Consider the following 13,268-nt stretch of genomic DNA (forward strand, 5'->3'; position numbering starts at 1 on the left):
TTCGAATCCTTTCTAGAATGCTCCGTCCCACAACCAACCCGCGAGTCAAAAACATGGAACACGTTCTTCCTCCCCTGCCGTATGCATTGGATGCGCTGGCGCCCGAGTATTCGAAGGAAACCCTCGAATACCACTATGGCAAGCACCACAACGCCTACGTCGTGAACCTGAACAACCTCCAGAAAGGCACCGAGTTCGAAGCCATGACGCTCGAGGAAATCGTCAAGAAATCCAGCGGTGGCATCTACAACAATTCGGCGCAGATCTGGAATCACACCTTTTTCTGGAACTGCATGAAGCCGCAAGGCGGCGGCGCTCCGACCGGTGCACTGGCCAAGGCGATCGATGCCAAGTGGGGCAGCTACGACGCCTTCAAGGAAGCCTTCACCAAGTCGGCCGTCGGCAATTTCGGTTCGGGCTGGACGTGGCTGGTGAAAAAGGCCGACGGTTCGGTCGACATCGTCAATACAGGTGCTGCGGGTACGCCCCTGACCACCGCCGATACCGCGCTGCTGACCGTCGATGTCTGGGAGCATGCCTACTACATCGACTACCGCAACCTGCGCCCGAAGTACGTCGAGACCTTCCTGGCCAAGCTGGTCAACTGGGACTTCGCTGCGAAGAACTTCGGCTGATACGCCGTACCCGCCACGAAAAAGCCGACCCGCGGGTCGGCTTTTTCGTGGCGCCTTCGCTCTTCAGCGACGCGCTGCGAAAGGCGTACCGGTGAGCTTGAGCCCCTTCTTGATGTTCTTCTTGGCGAACCAGCCCTGGTTCATTTCGAGCACATAGCGCACCGGTTCTTCGGAGCAATGCGAAGTGGTGGTCTGCGGCTGCATGTCGACCAGATTCACGATGCGGCCATCGTCGGCCACGAACGCGGCCGTGAGCGGCAGTATCGTGTTCTTCATCCAGAAGCACTGCGTGGCCGGTTCCTCGAACACGAACAGCATGCCTTCCTGCTGCGGCATTTCCTTGCGGTACATCAGGCCGATCTCGCGTTCGCGCGGTGCAAGCGCGACCTGCGCATCGATCTTGTACATGCCGGCGCCCAGCGGAACGCGCTGCAGATCCATCTGGGCATCTTGCGACCAGGCGGGCGACAGGCCCAGCAGACAGAAGGAAAGCAGGGCGACCAGACGCTTGAACATGGGCAACTCTTGGGGAAAGAAGGCGGGGCCGTGAGGCCAATGAAAAATGCCCGCAGAAGCGGGCATTCCTGCAAGCCGCGAAGCTTACATCTTGTGGCGCAACGGCGCCTTGTGATGAACCGGGCGATGAACCACGCGCTTGATGTGCTTGGGGTGATGTTTCACCACATGCTTGACCGAATGAACCGAATGCGTCGGCACGACGACCGCTGCAGGAGCCTGGGCGAACGCGCCGGCGGCGAAGAGACCGGTAATCAGGACTGCGAGAAGCTTTTTCATGAAGATTTCCTCTTTGGTTATAAATCTGAAAATATCTGAAACCCCCCAACGAACTGGAAAGGCCAGCATTCAACGGCAGCGCTCCCTGGTGGTTGACAGTGCTTTGTGAACTCGGAAAAAGAAAAGCGCCCCGTGGGGCGCCTCGACCAAGCGGCGTGAGCCGAAGGTTTACTGCGGCGTACCGCCTTGCGTGCTGCGGCGCTTCAGGCTGCCGTCCTTGTTGCGGCGACGGGTGTCGCGCGTTTCAGCACGCTTCTCGCCGGACGCAGCAGCCTTGTCGGTGCCGATGGCGCCGCCTTCGGGCGTCTTGGCGATGTCGCCAGCGGGCGCCTTGACCTGACCAGCAGGCTTGGCCGCAACCTTGGCTTCGGCCTTGGCAGCCGGCTTGCCCTGACCCGTGGGGTCCACCTCGCCCGGCTTCGTCTGTGCGTAGGCACCAGCTGCGAACAGGCCGGCGATCATGACTGCGAGAACTTTGCTCATTACGGATTCCTCTGTGGAGAATGGATTGAAAACGCCTCCCGGCCAGCAGAAGGTCTGCCAACAACGAAGGCCCGGCGTCTGCGGTTGACAGATCCTTCGCCTTCTCCGGTTGCGTCTAAAATTCTAAGGCTATTCAGCCGGCAGGAAACACATTGTCTCCTCGCCACCACTTCCCACTCCCGGAGCCCTCGCCCCTCATGCCCAGCTATCAGCACATCAAAGTCCCGTCCGAAGGCCAAAAGATCACGGTCAATGCCGACAACTCGCTGAATGTGCCCGATCAGCCGATCATCCCGTTCATTGAGGGTGACGGCACCGGCCTCGACATCACGCCAGTGATGATCAAGGTGGTCGACGCGGCCGTGGCCAAGGCCTACGGCGGCAAGAAGAAGATCCACTGGATGGAGGTCTACGCCGGCGAGAAGTCGACCAAGGTCTACGGCCCCGATGTCTGGCTGCCGGAGGAAACCCTGCACGCCGTGCGCGACTATGTGGTCTCCATCAAGGGCCCCCTGACCACGCCGGTCGGCGGCGGCATCCGCTCGCTCAACGTGGCGCTGCGCCAGGAGCTCGACCTGTACGTCTGCCTGCGCCCGATCCAGTACTTCAAGGGCGTTCCTTCCCCGGTCAAGGAACCCGAGAAGACCAACATGGTGATCTTCCGCGAGAACTCGGAAGACATCTATGCCGGCATCGAGTTCGAAGCCGAAAGCGAAAAGGCCAAGAAGCTCATCAAGATCCTGCAGGACGAGTTCGGCGTCAAGAAGATCCGCTTCCCCAACACCTCGGGCATCGGCATCAAGCCGGTCTCGCGCGAAGGCACCGAGCGTCTGGTGCGCAAGGCGATCCAGTACGCGATCGACAACGACAAGCCCAGCGTCACCATCGTGCACAAGGGCAACATCATGAAGTTCACCGAAGGTGGCTTCCGTGACTGGGCATATGGCCTGGCGGCCAAGGAATTCGGCGCCGAGCTGATCGACGGCGGCCCTTGGATGAAGTTCAAGAATCCCCGAACGGGCAAGGAAATCACCATCAAGGACAGCATCGCCGACGCGTTCCTGCAGCAGATCCTGTTGCGCCCCGCCGAGTACTCGGTGGTTGCAACGCTGAACCTGAACGGCGACTACATCTCGGACGCACTGGCCGCCCAGGTCGGTGGCATCGGCATCGCGCCGGGCGCGAACCTCAGCGACACCGTCGCGATGTTCGAAGCTACCCACGGTACGGCGCCCAAGTACGCTGGCAAGGATTACGTGAATCCCGGTTCCGAAATCCTCTCGGCCGAAATGATGCTGCGCCACATGGGCTGGAAAGAAGCCGCCGACCTGATCATCAGCTCGATCGAAAAGTCGATCGCCAGCAAGAAGGTCACGTATGACTTCGCGCGCCTGATGGACGGCGCCACGCAGGTGAGCTGCTCGGGCTTCGGCCAGGTGATGATCGAGCAGATGTGATCTGGCCGGCCGGCCGAGTGCCGGCGGCATCGTCCCAGCCCCGGTGACCGCAAGGCGCCGGGGCTTTTTGATGGGCGCGCCGTGCCGTCTTTCACGGGTGACCACTTGTTTTGTCTGGAACCCGCCACCAAATCCTTTGGCGCCGGGCATGGCGCTTGCTCGATCTATAGAATGATTTTCATGGCAACGAGAATCCCAACGACCCCGAAAACGCCGCCGGTTCGCAAGCCGGCGCGGGATGACGGCGACGCGGTCGTCCTGGAGCGGCGCCCCCAGAAAACAGCGCCCCCCCAGATGTACCAGGTGGTGATGCTGAACGACGACTACACGCCGATGGAGTTCGTGATCGTGGTCATCCAGGAGTTTTTCAACAAGGATCGCGAGACCGCGACCCAGATCATGCTCAAGATCCACCTCGACGGCCGGGGTGTCTGTGGCGTGTTCTCGCGCGATCTGGCGGCTACCAAGGTCAATCAGGTGATGGAAGCGGCGGCCCAGGCGGGCCACCCGTTGCAGTGCGTCAGTGAACCCGTTGAATAAAGCGCACTCCAACCCATCTGCAACATATTTACAGCAAGGCAAAAAGGAAATCACATGATTGCCCAGGAACTGGAAGTCAGCTTGCACATGGCCTTCGTCGAGGCCCGGCAGCAGCGCCACGAGTTCATCACCGTGGAGCATCTGCTGCTCGCTTTGCTGGACAACCCGAGCGCCGCAGAAGTTCTGCGCGCCTGCTCGGCCAACGTCGACGACCTGCGGGCGTCGCTTACCAACTTCATCAAGGACAACACGCCTCAGGTGGCGGGTACCGACGATGTAGACACCCAGCCGACGCTGGGTTTCCAGCGCGTCATCCAGCGCGCCATCATGCATGTGCAGTCCACCGGCAACGGCAAGAAGGAAGTCACCGGCGCCAACGTGCTGGTCGCGATCTTCGGCGAAAAGGATTCGCACGCGGTCTACTACCTGCACCAGCAGGGCGTGACCCGGCTCGACGTGGTCAACTTCATTGCCCACGGCATCAAGAAGAGCGATCCGCCGGAAGCCGCCAAGGGCAGCAGCGAGTCGTCGTCGAGCGAAGGCGACGAGGGCGGTGGCGAAAAGAACGAGAAGGCTTCGCCGCTCGAGCAGTTCACGCAAAACCTCAACCAGGCCGCCCGCGAGGGCAAGATCGATCCGCTGATCGGCCGCGAGTACGAGGTCGAGCGCGTGATCCAGATCCTGTGCCGCCGGCGCAAGAACAACCCGCTGCTGGTCGGCGAGGCCGGCGTCGGCAAGACCGCGATCGCCGAGGGCCTGGCCTGGCGCATCACGCAGGGTGATGTGCCGGAGATCCTGGCTGAGTCGAGTGTCTACTCGCTCGACATGGGTGCGCTGCTGGCAGGCACCAAGTACCGCGGCGATTTCGAGCAGCGCCTGAAGGGCGTGCTCAAGTCGCTCAAGGACAAGCCGAACGCCATTTTGTTCATTGACGAAATCCATACGCTGATCGGTGCCGGCGCGGCCTCGGGCGGCACGCTGGATGCCTCGAACCTGCTGAAGCCGGCGCTCTCGAGCGGCCAGCTCAAGTGCATCGGCGCCACCACGTTCACCGAGTACCGCGGCATCTTCGAGAAGGATGCAGCCCTGTCGCGTCGTTTCCAGAAGGTCGACGTGGTCGAGCCGACGGTGCAGGAAACGGTCGAGATCCTCAAGGGCCTGAAGTCGCGCTTCGAGGAACACCATGGCGTCAAGTACGCGGTGGCGGCCCTCCAGGCTGCGGCCGAGCTGAGCGCCAAGTACATCAACGACCGCCATCTGCCCGACAAGGCGATCGACGTGATCGACGAGGCCGGCGCTGCCCAGCGGATCCTGCCGCCGAGCAAGCGCAAGAAGACCATCAGCAAGACCGAGGTCGAGGACATCGTCGCGAAGATCGCGCGCATTCCCCCGGCCAACGTCAGCAACGATGACCGCGGCAAGCTGCAAACCATCGAACGCGACCTGAAGAGCGTGGTGTTCGGCCAGGACAAGGCACTTGAAGTGCTGGCCTCCGCGGTCAAGATGGCGCGCTCTGGCCTGGGCCGTGCCGACAAGCCGATCGGCTCGTTCCTGTTCAGCGGCCCCACCGGCGTCGGCAAGACCGAAGCGGCGAAGCAACTGGCCTACATCATGGGCATCGAGCTGATCCGCTTCGACATGTCGGAGTACATGGAGCGCCATGCGGTGAGCCGCCTGATTGGTGCGCCTCCGGGGTACGTCGGTTTCGACCAGGGTGGCCTGCTGACCGAAGCCGTCACGAAGAAGCCGCACGCGGTGCTGCTGCTCGACGAAATCGAGAAGGCGCACCCGGACATCTTCAACGTGCTGCTGCAGGTGATGGATCATGGCACCCTGACCGACAACAACGGACGCAAGGCCGACTTCCGCAACGTGATCATCGTCATGACCACCAACGCGGGCGCCGAAACCATGAACAAGGCGACCATCGGCTTTACCAACCCGCGCCAGGCGGGTGACGAGATGGCCGACATCAAGCGCCTGTTTACGCCGGAGTTCCGCAACCGTCTCGACGCGACCGTGAGCTTCAAGGCGCTTGACGAAGTGGTCATCCTGCGCGTGGTCGACAAGTTCCTGCTGCAACTCGAGCAGCAGCTGACGGAGAAGAAGGTCGACGTCACTTTCAGCGACACGCTGCGCAAGCACCTCGCCAAGACGGGCTTCGATCCGTTGATGGGCGCGCGGCCGATGCAGCGCCTGATCCAGGACACGATCCGTCGTGCGCTGGCCGACGAGCTGCTGTTCGGGCGCCTGATCGACGGCGGCCGCCTGTCGGTCGATGTCGACGACAAGGGCGAAGTGCTGCTCGATATCCAGCCGCTGCCGAAGAAGGAAGGGCGCTCCAAGCCCGAAGCCGAGGAAGCCGCCACGGGGTAATTGGCTCTCCCCCAGGCTTCGCGCACTTCGTGTCGCTGCGCCAACCCCCTTCCGGGGGCGATACCAGTGGCCCGGCAAAGCCGGTTCCGCGGTATCTCTGGAATGAAGTCAAAGGCCGGTAGCATCACGCTGCCGGCCTTTTTTTCTTTTTGACGTTCCCCTTGATCATCCCCGAACTGAGCCACGAATGGAAAACCGGGCTGTCGCTGGCCTGGAGCGGCTATATCGCAGTGCTGTCGGTCTGGATCGTGATGCAGAAGCGGGCGCCGGTGTCGACGATGAGCTGGATCCTGTCGCTCGCGCTGCTGCCGTTCGCCGGCTTCGTCATCTATTACTTTCTCGGGCCGCAACGCATGAAGAAGCAGCGGCTCAAGCGGCTGCGCAGCCGTGCCAGTGCGCATGCGCCGGCCGATCTGGCGCGGCTGCGGCAGGTGGCCGAAGACGCGCCGATGGCGTTGCGGCAGATGGCGGGGCTCGGCGCAGCCGCCTGCGGACTGCCGGTGTCGAGTGCGCTCAGCGTGGAACTGCTCTCCGGCGGGGCACGCACGTTCGACGCCATCTTCGAAGCCGTCCGCGGTGCGCGCGACCACGTCCACGTCGAGTACTACATCTTCGAACCCGACCGGATCGGCACTGCACTGCGCGATCTGCTGGTGCAGAAGGCGCAGCAGGGCGTGGCGGTGCGGCTGCTGCTCGATGCGCTAGGCTCCAAGCGCATCGGCCGCAAGTTCATGGCGCCGCTGCACGCCGCGGGCGTGAAGGTTGCGCTGTTCCACGATACGCGCATCGGCCGGCGACTGCGCCCGGTGACCAACTACCGCACTCACCGCAAGATCGTCGTCTGTGACGGGCGAATCGGCTTCACCGGCGGTGTCAACATCACTGACGAGGAAGACAAGCGCACCCGCGCCGACGCCTACCATGACGTGCATGTGCGCATCGAAGGCCGCGCGGTGCGCTGGCTGCAGACCACCTTCCTCGAAGACTGGACGTACGCAACTGGCGAGAACCCACGCGAGATGGATCCGACGCTGCCGAAGCTGCTCCCGCCCATGGAGGCGGGCGACATCCCGGTGCAGATCGTCACCAGCGGGCCCGACAGCCCGCTCGAGGCGATCCACCGCATGCACGTGTCGGCCATCAATTCGTCGACCGATCGCGCCTGGCTCACCACGCCGTACTTCGTGCCCGGCGAGCCGGCCCTGATGGCACTGACCAGCGCGGCGCTGCGCGGTGTCGACGTGCGGCTGCTGGTGCCGCGCCGCAGCGACTCGCTCATCGTGAGCGCGGCGGCCAGGTCCTACTTCGACGAACTCATCGCCGCCGGCGTCAAGGTCTGGGAATACAAGGCGCGGATGCTGCATTCCAAGACGCTGGTGGTCGACGACAACTGCGCGATGATCGGCACCGCCAACTTCGACAACCGCAGCTTTCGCCTCAACTACGAGGTGATGGCGGTGGTGTACGGCCCGGCACTCGCGAAGCCGCTGGCCTCCCAGTTCGAAACCGACCTGCACAGCTCCGCCGCGGTGCGCGCGCATCGGCCGCAGCGCTTTCTGCAGCGGCTGGCCGATGCCACCGCACGCCTCTTTTCCCCCCTGCTTTGACATGACCCACACCTTTCTCTGGCACGACTACGAAACCTTCGGCGCCAATGTGCGGCGCGATCGGCCGGCGCAGTTTGCTGGCATCCGGACCGATGCGGAACTCAACGAGATCGGCGAGCCGCTGATGCTTTACTGCAAGCCCGCACCCGACTTTCTGCCGAGCCCCGAGGCCTGCCTGATCACCGGCATCACGCCGCAGCTCTGCCTCGAACGCGGCATCCCCGAGCACGAATTTGCGGCGCAGATCGAACAGGTGTTCTCGCAGCCCGGCACCATCGGCGTGGGCTACAACACCATCCGCTTCGACGACGAGATCACGCGCTTCATGTTCTGGCGCAACCTGATTGATCCGTACGCGCGCGAATGGCAGAACGACTGTGGCCGCTGGGATCTGCTCGACGTGGTACGCCTCACCTACGCATTGCGGCCCGAAGGCATCGAATGGCCGAAGAAAGACGACGGCCGGCCCAGCTTCAAGCTCGAAGACCTGGCGCGTGCCAACGGCCTGCTGCACGAAGCCGCACACGATGCACTGTCGGATGTGCGCGCCACCATCGCGCTGGCACGCCTGATCCGCACCAGACAGCCGCGCCTGTTCGACTTTGCGCTGCGGCTGCACAAGAAAGACCAGGTCGCTGCAGAACTCGGCCTGCCGGCAACGCGGGTGACCGCCAAGCCCTTTCTGCACGTTTCGGGCATGTTCCCGGTGGAGCGCGGGTGCCTGGCCGTGATGTGGCCGCTGGCCACCCACCCGACCAACAAGAACGAGCTGATCGCCTGGGATCTGGCTGACGACCCGAGCGAACTGCCGCTGATCGATGTGGCGACGCTGCGCACCCGCCTTTTCACCAAGACCGCCGATCTGCCCGAAGGCATGACGCGCCTGCCCGTCAAGTCGATCCACCTCAACAAGTCGCCGATGGTGGTGGGCAACCTCAAGACGCTCGTGCCTGCCATGCAGGAACGCTGGCAGATCGACCTGGAAACTGCACTGCGCCATGCCGACATTGCGGCGGGCCTGCCCGACATGAGCGCCATCTGGCCCGAGGTGTTCAAACGTCCGACCGAAGGCAAGCCCGATGTCGACGAAGACCTGTACGGCGGCTTCATCGGCAATGCCGATCGGCGGCGGCTCAATCACCTGCGCGGCCTTTCGGGCGCCGATCTTGCCCATGCGCGCAGCGGTTTCGACGACGGCCGGCTCGAAGAGCTGCTGTTCCGCTATCGCGCGCGCAACTTCGTCGACACGTTGAGCTCCGAAGAGGCCGCGCGCTGGGAAGCGCACCGTGTCGCGCGGCTGCTCGAAGGCGAGGGCGGGGTGGTCAACGTCGACCAGTTCTTTGCCGAGATCGATACGCTGGCCGAAACGGCCGACGAGCGCGCGGAGACCATCCTCGGCGCGCTCTACGAATACGCCGAGGCGATTGCGCCCGAAGGCTGAGCAAGACCCCGCACCATTGCCCTGATCACAAACGCAGGAGAGACAACCATCGCCCGCGGCCCTCTGATGCCTTGAATTTGCGGCCGCCGTATGCTTGGCGCATGGATGCAACCTCCACTGCGCTCGCCAACTTCGTTCAGCGCCACCCCAGGCTCTTTGTGCTGACCGGTGCGGGCTGCAGCACCGATTCGGGCATCCCGGACTACCGCGACAGCAACGGCGACTGGAAGCGTCCGTCGCCGGTCACGTACCAGGCCTTCACCGGCGAAGAGAGCACGCGCCGCCGCTACTGGGCGCGCAGCCTGGTCGGCTGGCCGACGATGGCCAATGCACGGCCCGGCGCGGCGCACCGCGCGCTGGCGCAACTGGAGGCCGCCGGCCGCATCGGCCTGCTGCTGACCCAGAATGTCGACGGGCTCCATGACGCTGCCGGCAGTCGGTACACCGTCGATCTGCACGGCCGCATCGACACCGTGCGCTGCATGGCCTGCGACACGCGCACGCCGCGCGCTGCGCTGCAAGTCGAACTGCGCCGCCGCAATCCGCGCTGGGCCGAACTGGAAGCCCGCGCCGCACCGGATGGCGACGCCGACCTCGACGGCCGCGACTTCGCAAGTTTCGATGTGCCCGATTGCCCGCGCTGCGGCGGCATGCTCAAGCCCGATGTGGTGTTCTTCGGCGAGAGCGTGCCGAAGGAGCGTGTTGCTGCATCGTTTGCGGCGCTGGAGGCGGCGGACGCGGTGCTGGTCGTCGGCTCGTCGTTGATGGTGTATTCGGGCTATCGGTTCGTGCAGGCAGCCGCGCAGGCGGGCAAACCGGTCGCTGCCGTGAATCTCGGGCGGACGCGGGCCGACGAACTGCTGGCGCTCAAGGTCGAGCGGCCGGTGGGCGAGGCGCTGGCGGAGCTGGCGGGCCTCCGTTGGCCAGCGGCTTCGCGGCCGCGCCACTGCACGTGATCGCGCTGGAGGCGCGACGTGTCGCTGCAGCGATCAATGCGCGAATCCGCGAAGCCGAGCCTTCGGCATAAGCACCGCTTATGAAAACGTAACCCGTCCTGCCGTTCCGCTTTGCGCAGCTCCTGCAGATACTTGGCGCCTCTGCCGCACGACGGCGGCACCAAATGCCAGGAGACACCATGCAAGTGCAGCGGCCCGATCACGACCTTTGCGGAACGCCAGGCGCTGGTGCGCAAGGATGAGTTCGATGCACTCGAGCGCCGCTACGCCTCCGCCGGGGCTGGCTGTCAGCGCCATCGACACCCACGCGCATGTGTTCGTGCGTGGCCTTCCGCTGGCGGCGCAGCGGCGCCACGCGCCGGACTACGACGCCAGTCTCGACAACTATCTGGCGCTGCTCGACGCGCACGGCATCTCGCACGGCGTGCTGGTGCAGCCCAGCTTTCTCGGCACAGACAACAGCTTCATGCTCGCCGCCCTGCGCGCATGCCCGACCCGCCTGCGCGGCGTCGCCGTGACTGCGCTGGACGCTGGGGAAGGCGAGCTGCTCGCCCTGCGCCAGGCGGGCGTCTGCGGCGTTCGCCTCAACCTGCTCGGGCTCCCGATGCCCGATTTCCTGCAACCCGTCTGGCGCAACTGGTTTGCCCGCGTGCGGGCGCTCGGCTGGCATGTCGAACTGCATCTCGAATCCCGGCATTTGCCATTCGCCGGCCGGGCTGTGCTCGATGCGGGCTGCAGGCTTGTGGTCGACCATTTCGGACGGCCCGGCGCCGTCCCCGATGAGGGCCGGACATGGCTGCTTGACGCCGCTGGAGGCGGTCGAACCTGGGTCAAGCTGTCGGCGGCATACCGGAACTGGCCCGGTGCTTCGTCATCGCAGGCGGCTGACGCTGCCGGGCTGTTGCTGGAGCGCTTCGGCGCCCAGCGCCTGATGTGGGGCAGCGACTGGCCGCACACGGAGCATCGCGATGCCGCGAGCTACGGCAATACAAAAGCAGCGCTCACCGCATGGGTGCCCGATCCCTCGACGCGCCATCGCATCCTGGCCGAGACGCCGGCCGATTTTTATGACTTCCAAACTGGAGACAAACACCATGATCAATGATTCTTCACGCAGCCGCCGGTGGCTGACCCATGCAGCCGCCGTGTGCGCGCTGCTGTCGGCACCGGCGCTGGTTCATGCGCAGGCCTGGCCCGCCAAGCCGATCCGGTGGGTCGTGACCTACCCGCCGGGCGGAACGGTTGACGCAGTGGCCCGCGTGATCGCGCCGAAGCTGTCCGCACGGCTCGGCCAGCCGGTGGTGATCGACAACCGGGCCGGCGCGGGCGGTGCGATCGGTGGCGATCTGGTGGCCAAAAGCGCCCCGGATGGCTACACCGTCATGTTGGACGCCTCCAACCACGCACAGAACCCGGCACTTCGCACGAAGATGCCTTTCGACACGTTGCGCGACCTGGCGCCTGTCTCGCTGCTGGTCAAGGTGCCCAACGTGCTGGTGGTGAATCCGGGTGCGCCCATCGCCGGCGTCAAGGAGCTGATCGCCCTCGCGAAAGCCAAACCCGGCGAGATCAACTATGCCTCGTCGGGCAACGGTTCGGCACAGCACCTGGCGGCCGAACTGTTCTCGTCAATGGCCGGCGTGCGCATGACGCACGTGGCCTACAAGGGCGGCGGGCCGGCGCTCACCGATGTGATGGCCGGGCAGGTGCCGGTGTTTTTCGCCAGCGTGGCTTCGGGGCTTCCATACATCCAGGGCGGCAAGCTCCGCGCGCTGGCCGTTACCGGCAAATCGCGCGCCCCCGTGCTGCCCCAGTTGCCGACCGTCGCGGAATCGGGCTTGCCCGGCTACGAGGTTTATGAATGGAATGGCGTGTTCGTGCCGAGCGGCACGCCGGCGCCGATCGTCGACCGGCTGTCACGGGAGCTGGCTGCGGTGCTCAAGGATCCGGACGTGCACGCACGGCTCGAAGCCATCGGCGCCGAAGTGATCGGCTCCACGCCGGCCGAGCTGGACGCGTTCCGCAAGGCCGAAATGGCCAAGTGGAGCAAGGTCGCCAAGGAGAACCGGATCCAGCTCGACTGAATGCGTCGGCTACGGCTTCAACAGGGCGGCGAAGGCGTCGGCAAAGGTGGGGCGCGAGCGTGCCAGCCACATGGCGGCGAGCTCGAAGGGCGGCAGGCCGGTTCCGTCGGATACCTCGGCATAGCTGACCCCCTCGTGCTGCAGCGCACGCACCGAGCGTGGCAGCAGCGACCATCCGAGTCCTGCGGCCACGCAGGCAAGCACGGTGAGCGTGCGGTTCGCTTCCTGGATCACCCGCACCTCGTGCCCCGCGCTGCGTATGGCGCCCAGCATCCGGTTGCGAAGCGCCGGCATCTGCCGCTCGGGAAACCAGATCAAGCCATGCTGCGCGACCTCGGCCAGCGAAACCTGCCCGTCGGACGCGCGCGGGTGCGAACTCGGGAGGGCGGCGATCATCGGCTCTTCGCCGAGCCGCAACTCGTGCACGCGGGCGTTGACCGAAACCGGCGGATGCAACAGCGCGATATCGATGCGACCGCCTTCCAACGCCTCCACCTGTTCGGCGTTGCTCATTTCCCGCAGCACCACGTCGACCTGCGGATGTTCGGCACGGAGGCGGCGCAACGCGAGCGGCAGCACTGCATAAACCGCATGCGTGACGAAGCCGATCGTCAGGCGCCCCGCGCGCCCGGCACCCAGGGCGCGCGCCCGGTCGGCCGCCGCGTCGCCGTGCGCCAGGCTCGCGCGCAGATCATCGACGATCGCCAGGCCGGCGTCCGTCATTGCTGCGCCGCGTCTGCTGCGGACGAACAGCTTGACCCCGAGTTCTGCCTCAAGGCGATTGATGGTCTGCGTGAGTGCGGGCTGCGCCAGTCCGAGCTGCTCTGCAGCCCGCGTAAGACTGCCGGAATCCGCGATCGCGATGACGCAGCGCATCTGCCGAGTGTCCATCGC

At 64.8% G+C, this 13,268-nt stretch carries 13 protein-coding genes; 9 read left to right on the forward strand and 4 right to left on the reverse strand.

Annotated elements, in window-relative coordinates:
* Positions 1 to 53 precede the first annotated feature (53 nt).
* On the forward strand, positions 54 to 635 hold the full coding sequence (locus ACSFA8_RS13805; RefSeq protein WP_286543751.1) for a superoxide dismutase: 582 nt from the start codon (positions 54 to 56) through the stop codon (positions 633 to 635).
* Positions 636 to 698: 63 nt separating this feature from the next.
* Here ACSFA8_RS13805 and ACSFA8_RS13810 read toward each other — a convergent pair whose 3' ends face one another.
* The 3 genes from ACSFA8_RS13810 to ACSFA8_RS13820 all read right to left on the reverse strand — a co-directional run bounded on the left by ACSFA8_RS13810 (position 699) and on the right by ACSFA8_RS13820 (position 1,913).
* A complete protein-coding gene (locus ACSFA8_RS13810) occupies positions 699 to 1,151 on the reverse strand; it encodes a DUF192 domain-containing protein (RefSeq protein ID WP_435480078.1) in 453 nt (150 codons plus the stop codon).
* An 84-nt stretch (positions 1,152 to 1,235) separates the two neighbouring features.
* Positions 1,236 to 1,499, reverse strand: coding sequence for a hypothetical protein (locus ACSFA8_RS13815; RefSeq protein ID WP_435480079.1), 264 nt, complete (start codon positions 1,497 to 1,499; stop codon positions 1,236 to 1,238).
* 99 nt (positions 1,500 to 1,598) lie between these two features.
* Positions 1,599 to 1,913: a cell envelope biogenesis protein TolA gene (locus ACSFA8_RS13820; protein WP_435480080.1), complete on the reverse strand. Its 315-nt coding sequence runs from the start codon at positions 1,911 to 1,913 to the stop codon at positions 1,599 to 1,601.
* Positions 1,914 to 2,110: 197 nt separating this feature from the next.
* Between ACSFA8_RS13820 and icd the strand changes: the two genes are divergently transcribed.
* The 8 genes from icd (at position 2,111) to ACSFA8_RS13860 (ending at position 12,374) form a co-directional block, all read left to right on the forward strand.
* Positions 2,111 to 3,370 (forward strand): NADP-dependent isocitrate dehydrogenase, encoded by a 1,260-nt coding sequence (gene icd / locus ACSFA8_RS13825; RefSeq protein ID WP_435480081.1) that lies wholly within the window; start codon positions 2,111 to 2,113, stop codon positions 3,368 to 3,370.
* 180 nt (positions 3,371 to 3,550) lie between these two features.
* Positions 3,551 to 3,910 carry an ATP-dependent Clp protease adapter ClpS gene (gene clpS, locus ACSFA8_RS13830; protein ID WP_286543761.1) on the forward strand — a complete coding sequence of 120 codons (360 nt, stop codon included), beginning with the start codon at positions 3,551 to 3,553 and terminating at the stop codon, positions 3,908 to 3,910.
* A 54-nt stretch (positions 3,911 to 3,964) separates the two neighbouring features.
* Positions 3,965 to 6,286, forward strand: coding sequence for an ATP-dependent Clp protease ATP-binding subunit ClpA (clpA, locus tag ACSFA8_RS13835; RefSeq protein ID WP_435480082.1), 2,322 nt, complete (start codon positions 3,965 to 3,967; stop codon positions 6,284 to 6,286).
* Between the two features lie 161 nt (positions 6,287 to 6,447).
* Positions 6,448 to 7,893 (forward strand): cardiolipin synthase, encoded by a 1,446-nt coding sequence (gene cls / locus ACSFA8_RS13840; RefSeq protein WP_435480083.1) that lies wholly within the window; start codon positions 6,448 to 6,450, stop codon positions 7,891 to 7,893.
* Between the two features lies 1 nt (position 7,894).
* Positions 7,895 to 9,334: an exodeoxyribonuclease I gene (gene sbcB, locus ACSFA8_RS13845; RefSeq protein WP_435480084.1), complete on the forward strand. Its 1,440-nt coding sequence runs from the start codon at positions 7,895 to 7,897 to the stop codon at positions 9,332 to 9,334.
* Positions 9,335 to 9,435: 101 nt separating this feature from the next.
* Complete coding sequence (locus ACSFA8_RS13850) at positions 9,436 to 10,290, forward strand: NAD-dependent protein deacetylase (protein ID WP_435480085.1); 855 nt, start codon at positions 9,436 to 9,438, stop codon at positions 10,288 to 10,290.
* Positions 10,291 to 10,528: 238 nt separating this feature from the next.
* A complete protein-coding gene (locus tag ACSFA8_RS13855) occupies positions 10,529 to 11,395 on the forward strand; it encodes an amidohydrolase family protein (RefSeq protein WP_435480086.1) in 867 nt (288 codons plus the stop codon).
* On the forward strand, positions 11,385 to 12,374 hold the full coding sequence (locus ACSFA8_RS13860) for a tripartite tricarboxylate transporter substrate binding protein (protein WP_435480087.1): 990 nt from the start codon (positions 11,385 to 11,387) through the stop codon (positions 12,372 to 12,374). Before ACSFA8_RS13855 ends, ACSFA8_RS13860 begins: the two co-directional genes overlap by 11 nt.
* Positions 12,375 to 12,383: 9 nt before the next feature.
* On the opposite strand, the gene ACSFA8_RS13865 is transcribed toward ACSFA8_RS13860, so the two are convergent.
* Complete coding sequence (locus ACSFA8_RS13865) at positions 12,384 to 13,265, reverse strand: LysR family transcriptional regulator (protein ID WP_435480088.1); 882 nt, start codon at positions 13,263 to 13,265, stop codon at positions 12,384 to 12,386.
* Between the last annotated feature and the right edge of the window lie 3 nt (positions 13,266 to 13,268).

The organism is Variovorax nitratireducens, from assembly GCF_051216545.1.
Taxonomy (GTDB): Bacteria; Pseudomonadota; Gammaproteobacteria; order Burkholderiales; family Burkholderiaceae_C; genus Variovorax.

What these genes read in the sequence shown, in the direction of transcription:
- ACSFA8_RS13805 (WP_286543751.1), top strand. Translation starts at nt 54, where the DNA reads ATGGAACACGTTCTTCCTCCCCTGCCGTATGCATTGGATGCGCTGGCG.
- ACSFA8_RS13810 (WP_435480078.1), bottom strand. Translation starts at nt 1,151, where the DNA reads ATGTTCAAGCGTCTGGTCGCCCTGCTTTCCTTCTGTCTGCTGGGCCTG.
- ACSFA8_RS13815 (WP_435480079.1), bottom strand. Translation starts at nt 1,499, where the DNA reads ATGCTGGCCTTTCCAGTTCGTTGGGGGGTTTCAGATATTTTCAGATTT.
- ACSFA8_RS13820 (WP_435480080.1), bottom strand. Translation starts at nt 1,913, where the DNA reads ATGAGCAAAGTTCTCGCAGTCATGATCGCCGGCCTGTTCGCAGCTGGT.
- icd (WP_435480081.1), top strand. Translation starts at nt 2,111, where the DNA reads ATGCCCAGCTATCAGCACATCAAAGTCCCGTCCGAAGGCCAAAAGATC.
- clpS (WP_286543761.1), top strand. Translation starts at nt 3,551, where the DNA reads ATGGCAACGAGAATCCCAACGACCCCGAAAACGCCGCCGGTTCGCAAG.
- clpA (WP_435480082.1), top strand. Translation starts at nt 3,965, where the DNA reads ATGATTGCCCAGGAACTGGAAGTCAGCTTGCACATGGCCTTCGTCGAG.
- sbcB (WP_435480084.1), top strand. Translation starts at nt 7,895, where the DNA reads ATGACCCACACCTTTCTCTGGCACGACTACGAAACCTTCGGCGCCAAT.
- ACSFA8_RS13850 (WP_435480085.1), top strand. Translation starts at nt 9,436, where the DNA reads ATGGATGCAACCTCCACTGCGCTCGCCAACTTCGTTCAGCGCCACCCC.
- ACSFA8_RS13855 (WP_435480086.1), top strand. Translation starts at nt 10,529, where the DNA reads ATGAGTTCGATGCACTCGAGCGCCGCTACGCCTCCGCCGGGGCTGGCT.
- ACSFA8_RS13860 (WP_435480087.1), top strand. Translation starts at nt 11,385, where the DNA reads ATGATCAATGATTCTTCACGCAGCCGCCGGTGGCTGACCCATGCAGCC.
- ACSFA8_RS13865 (WP_435480088.1), bottom strand. Translation starts at nt 13,265, where the DNA reads ATGGACACTCGGCAGATGCGCTGCGTCATCGCGATCGCGGATTCCGGC.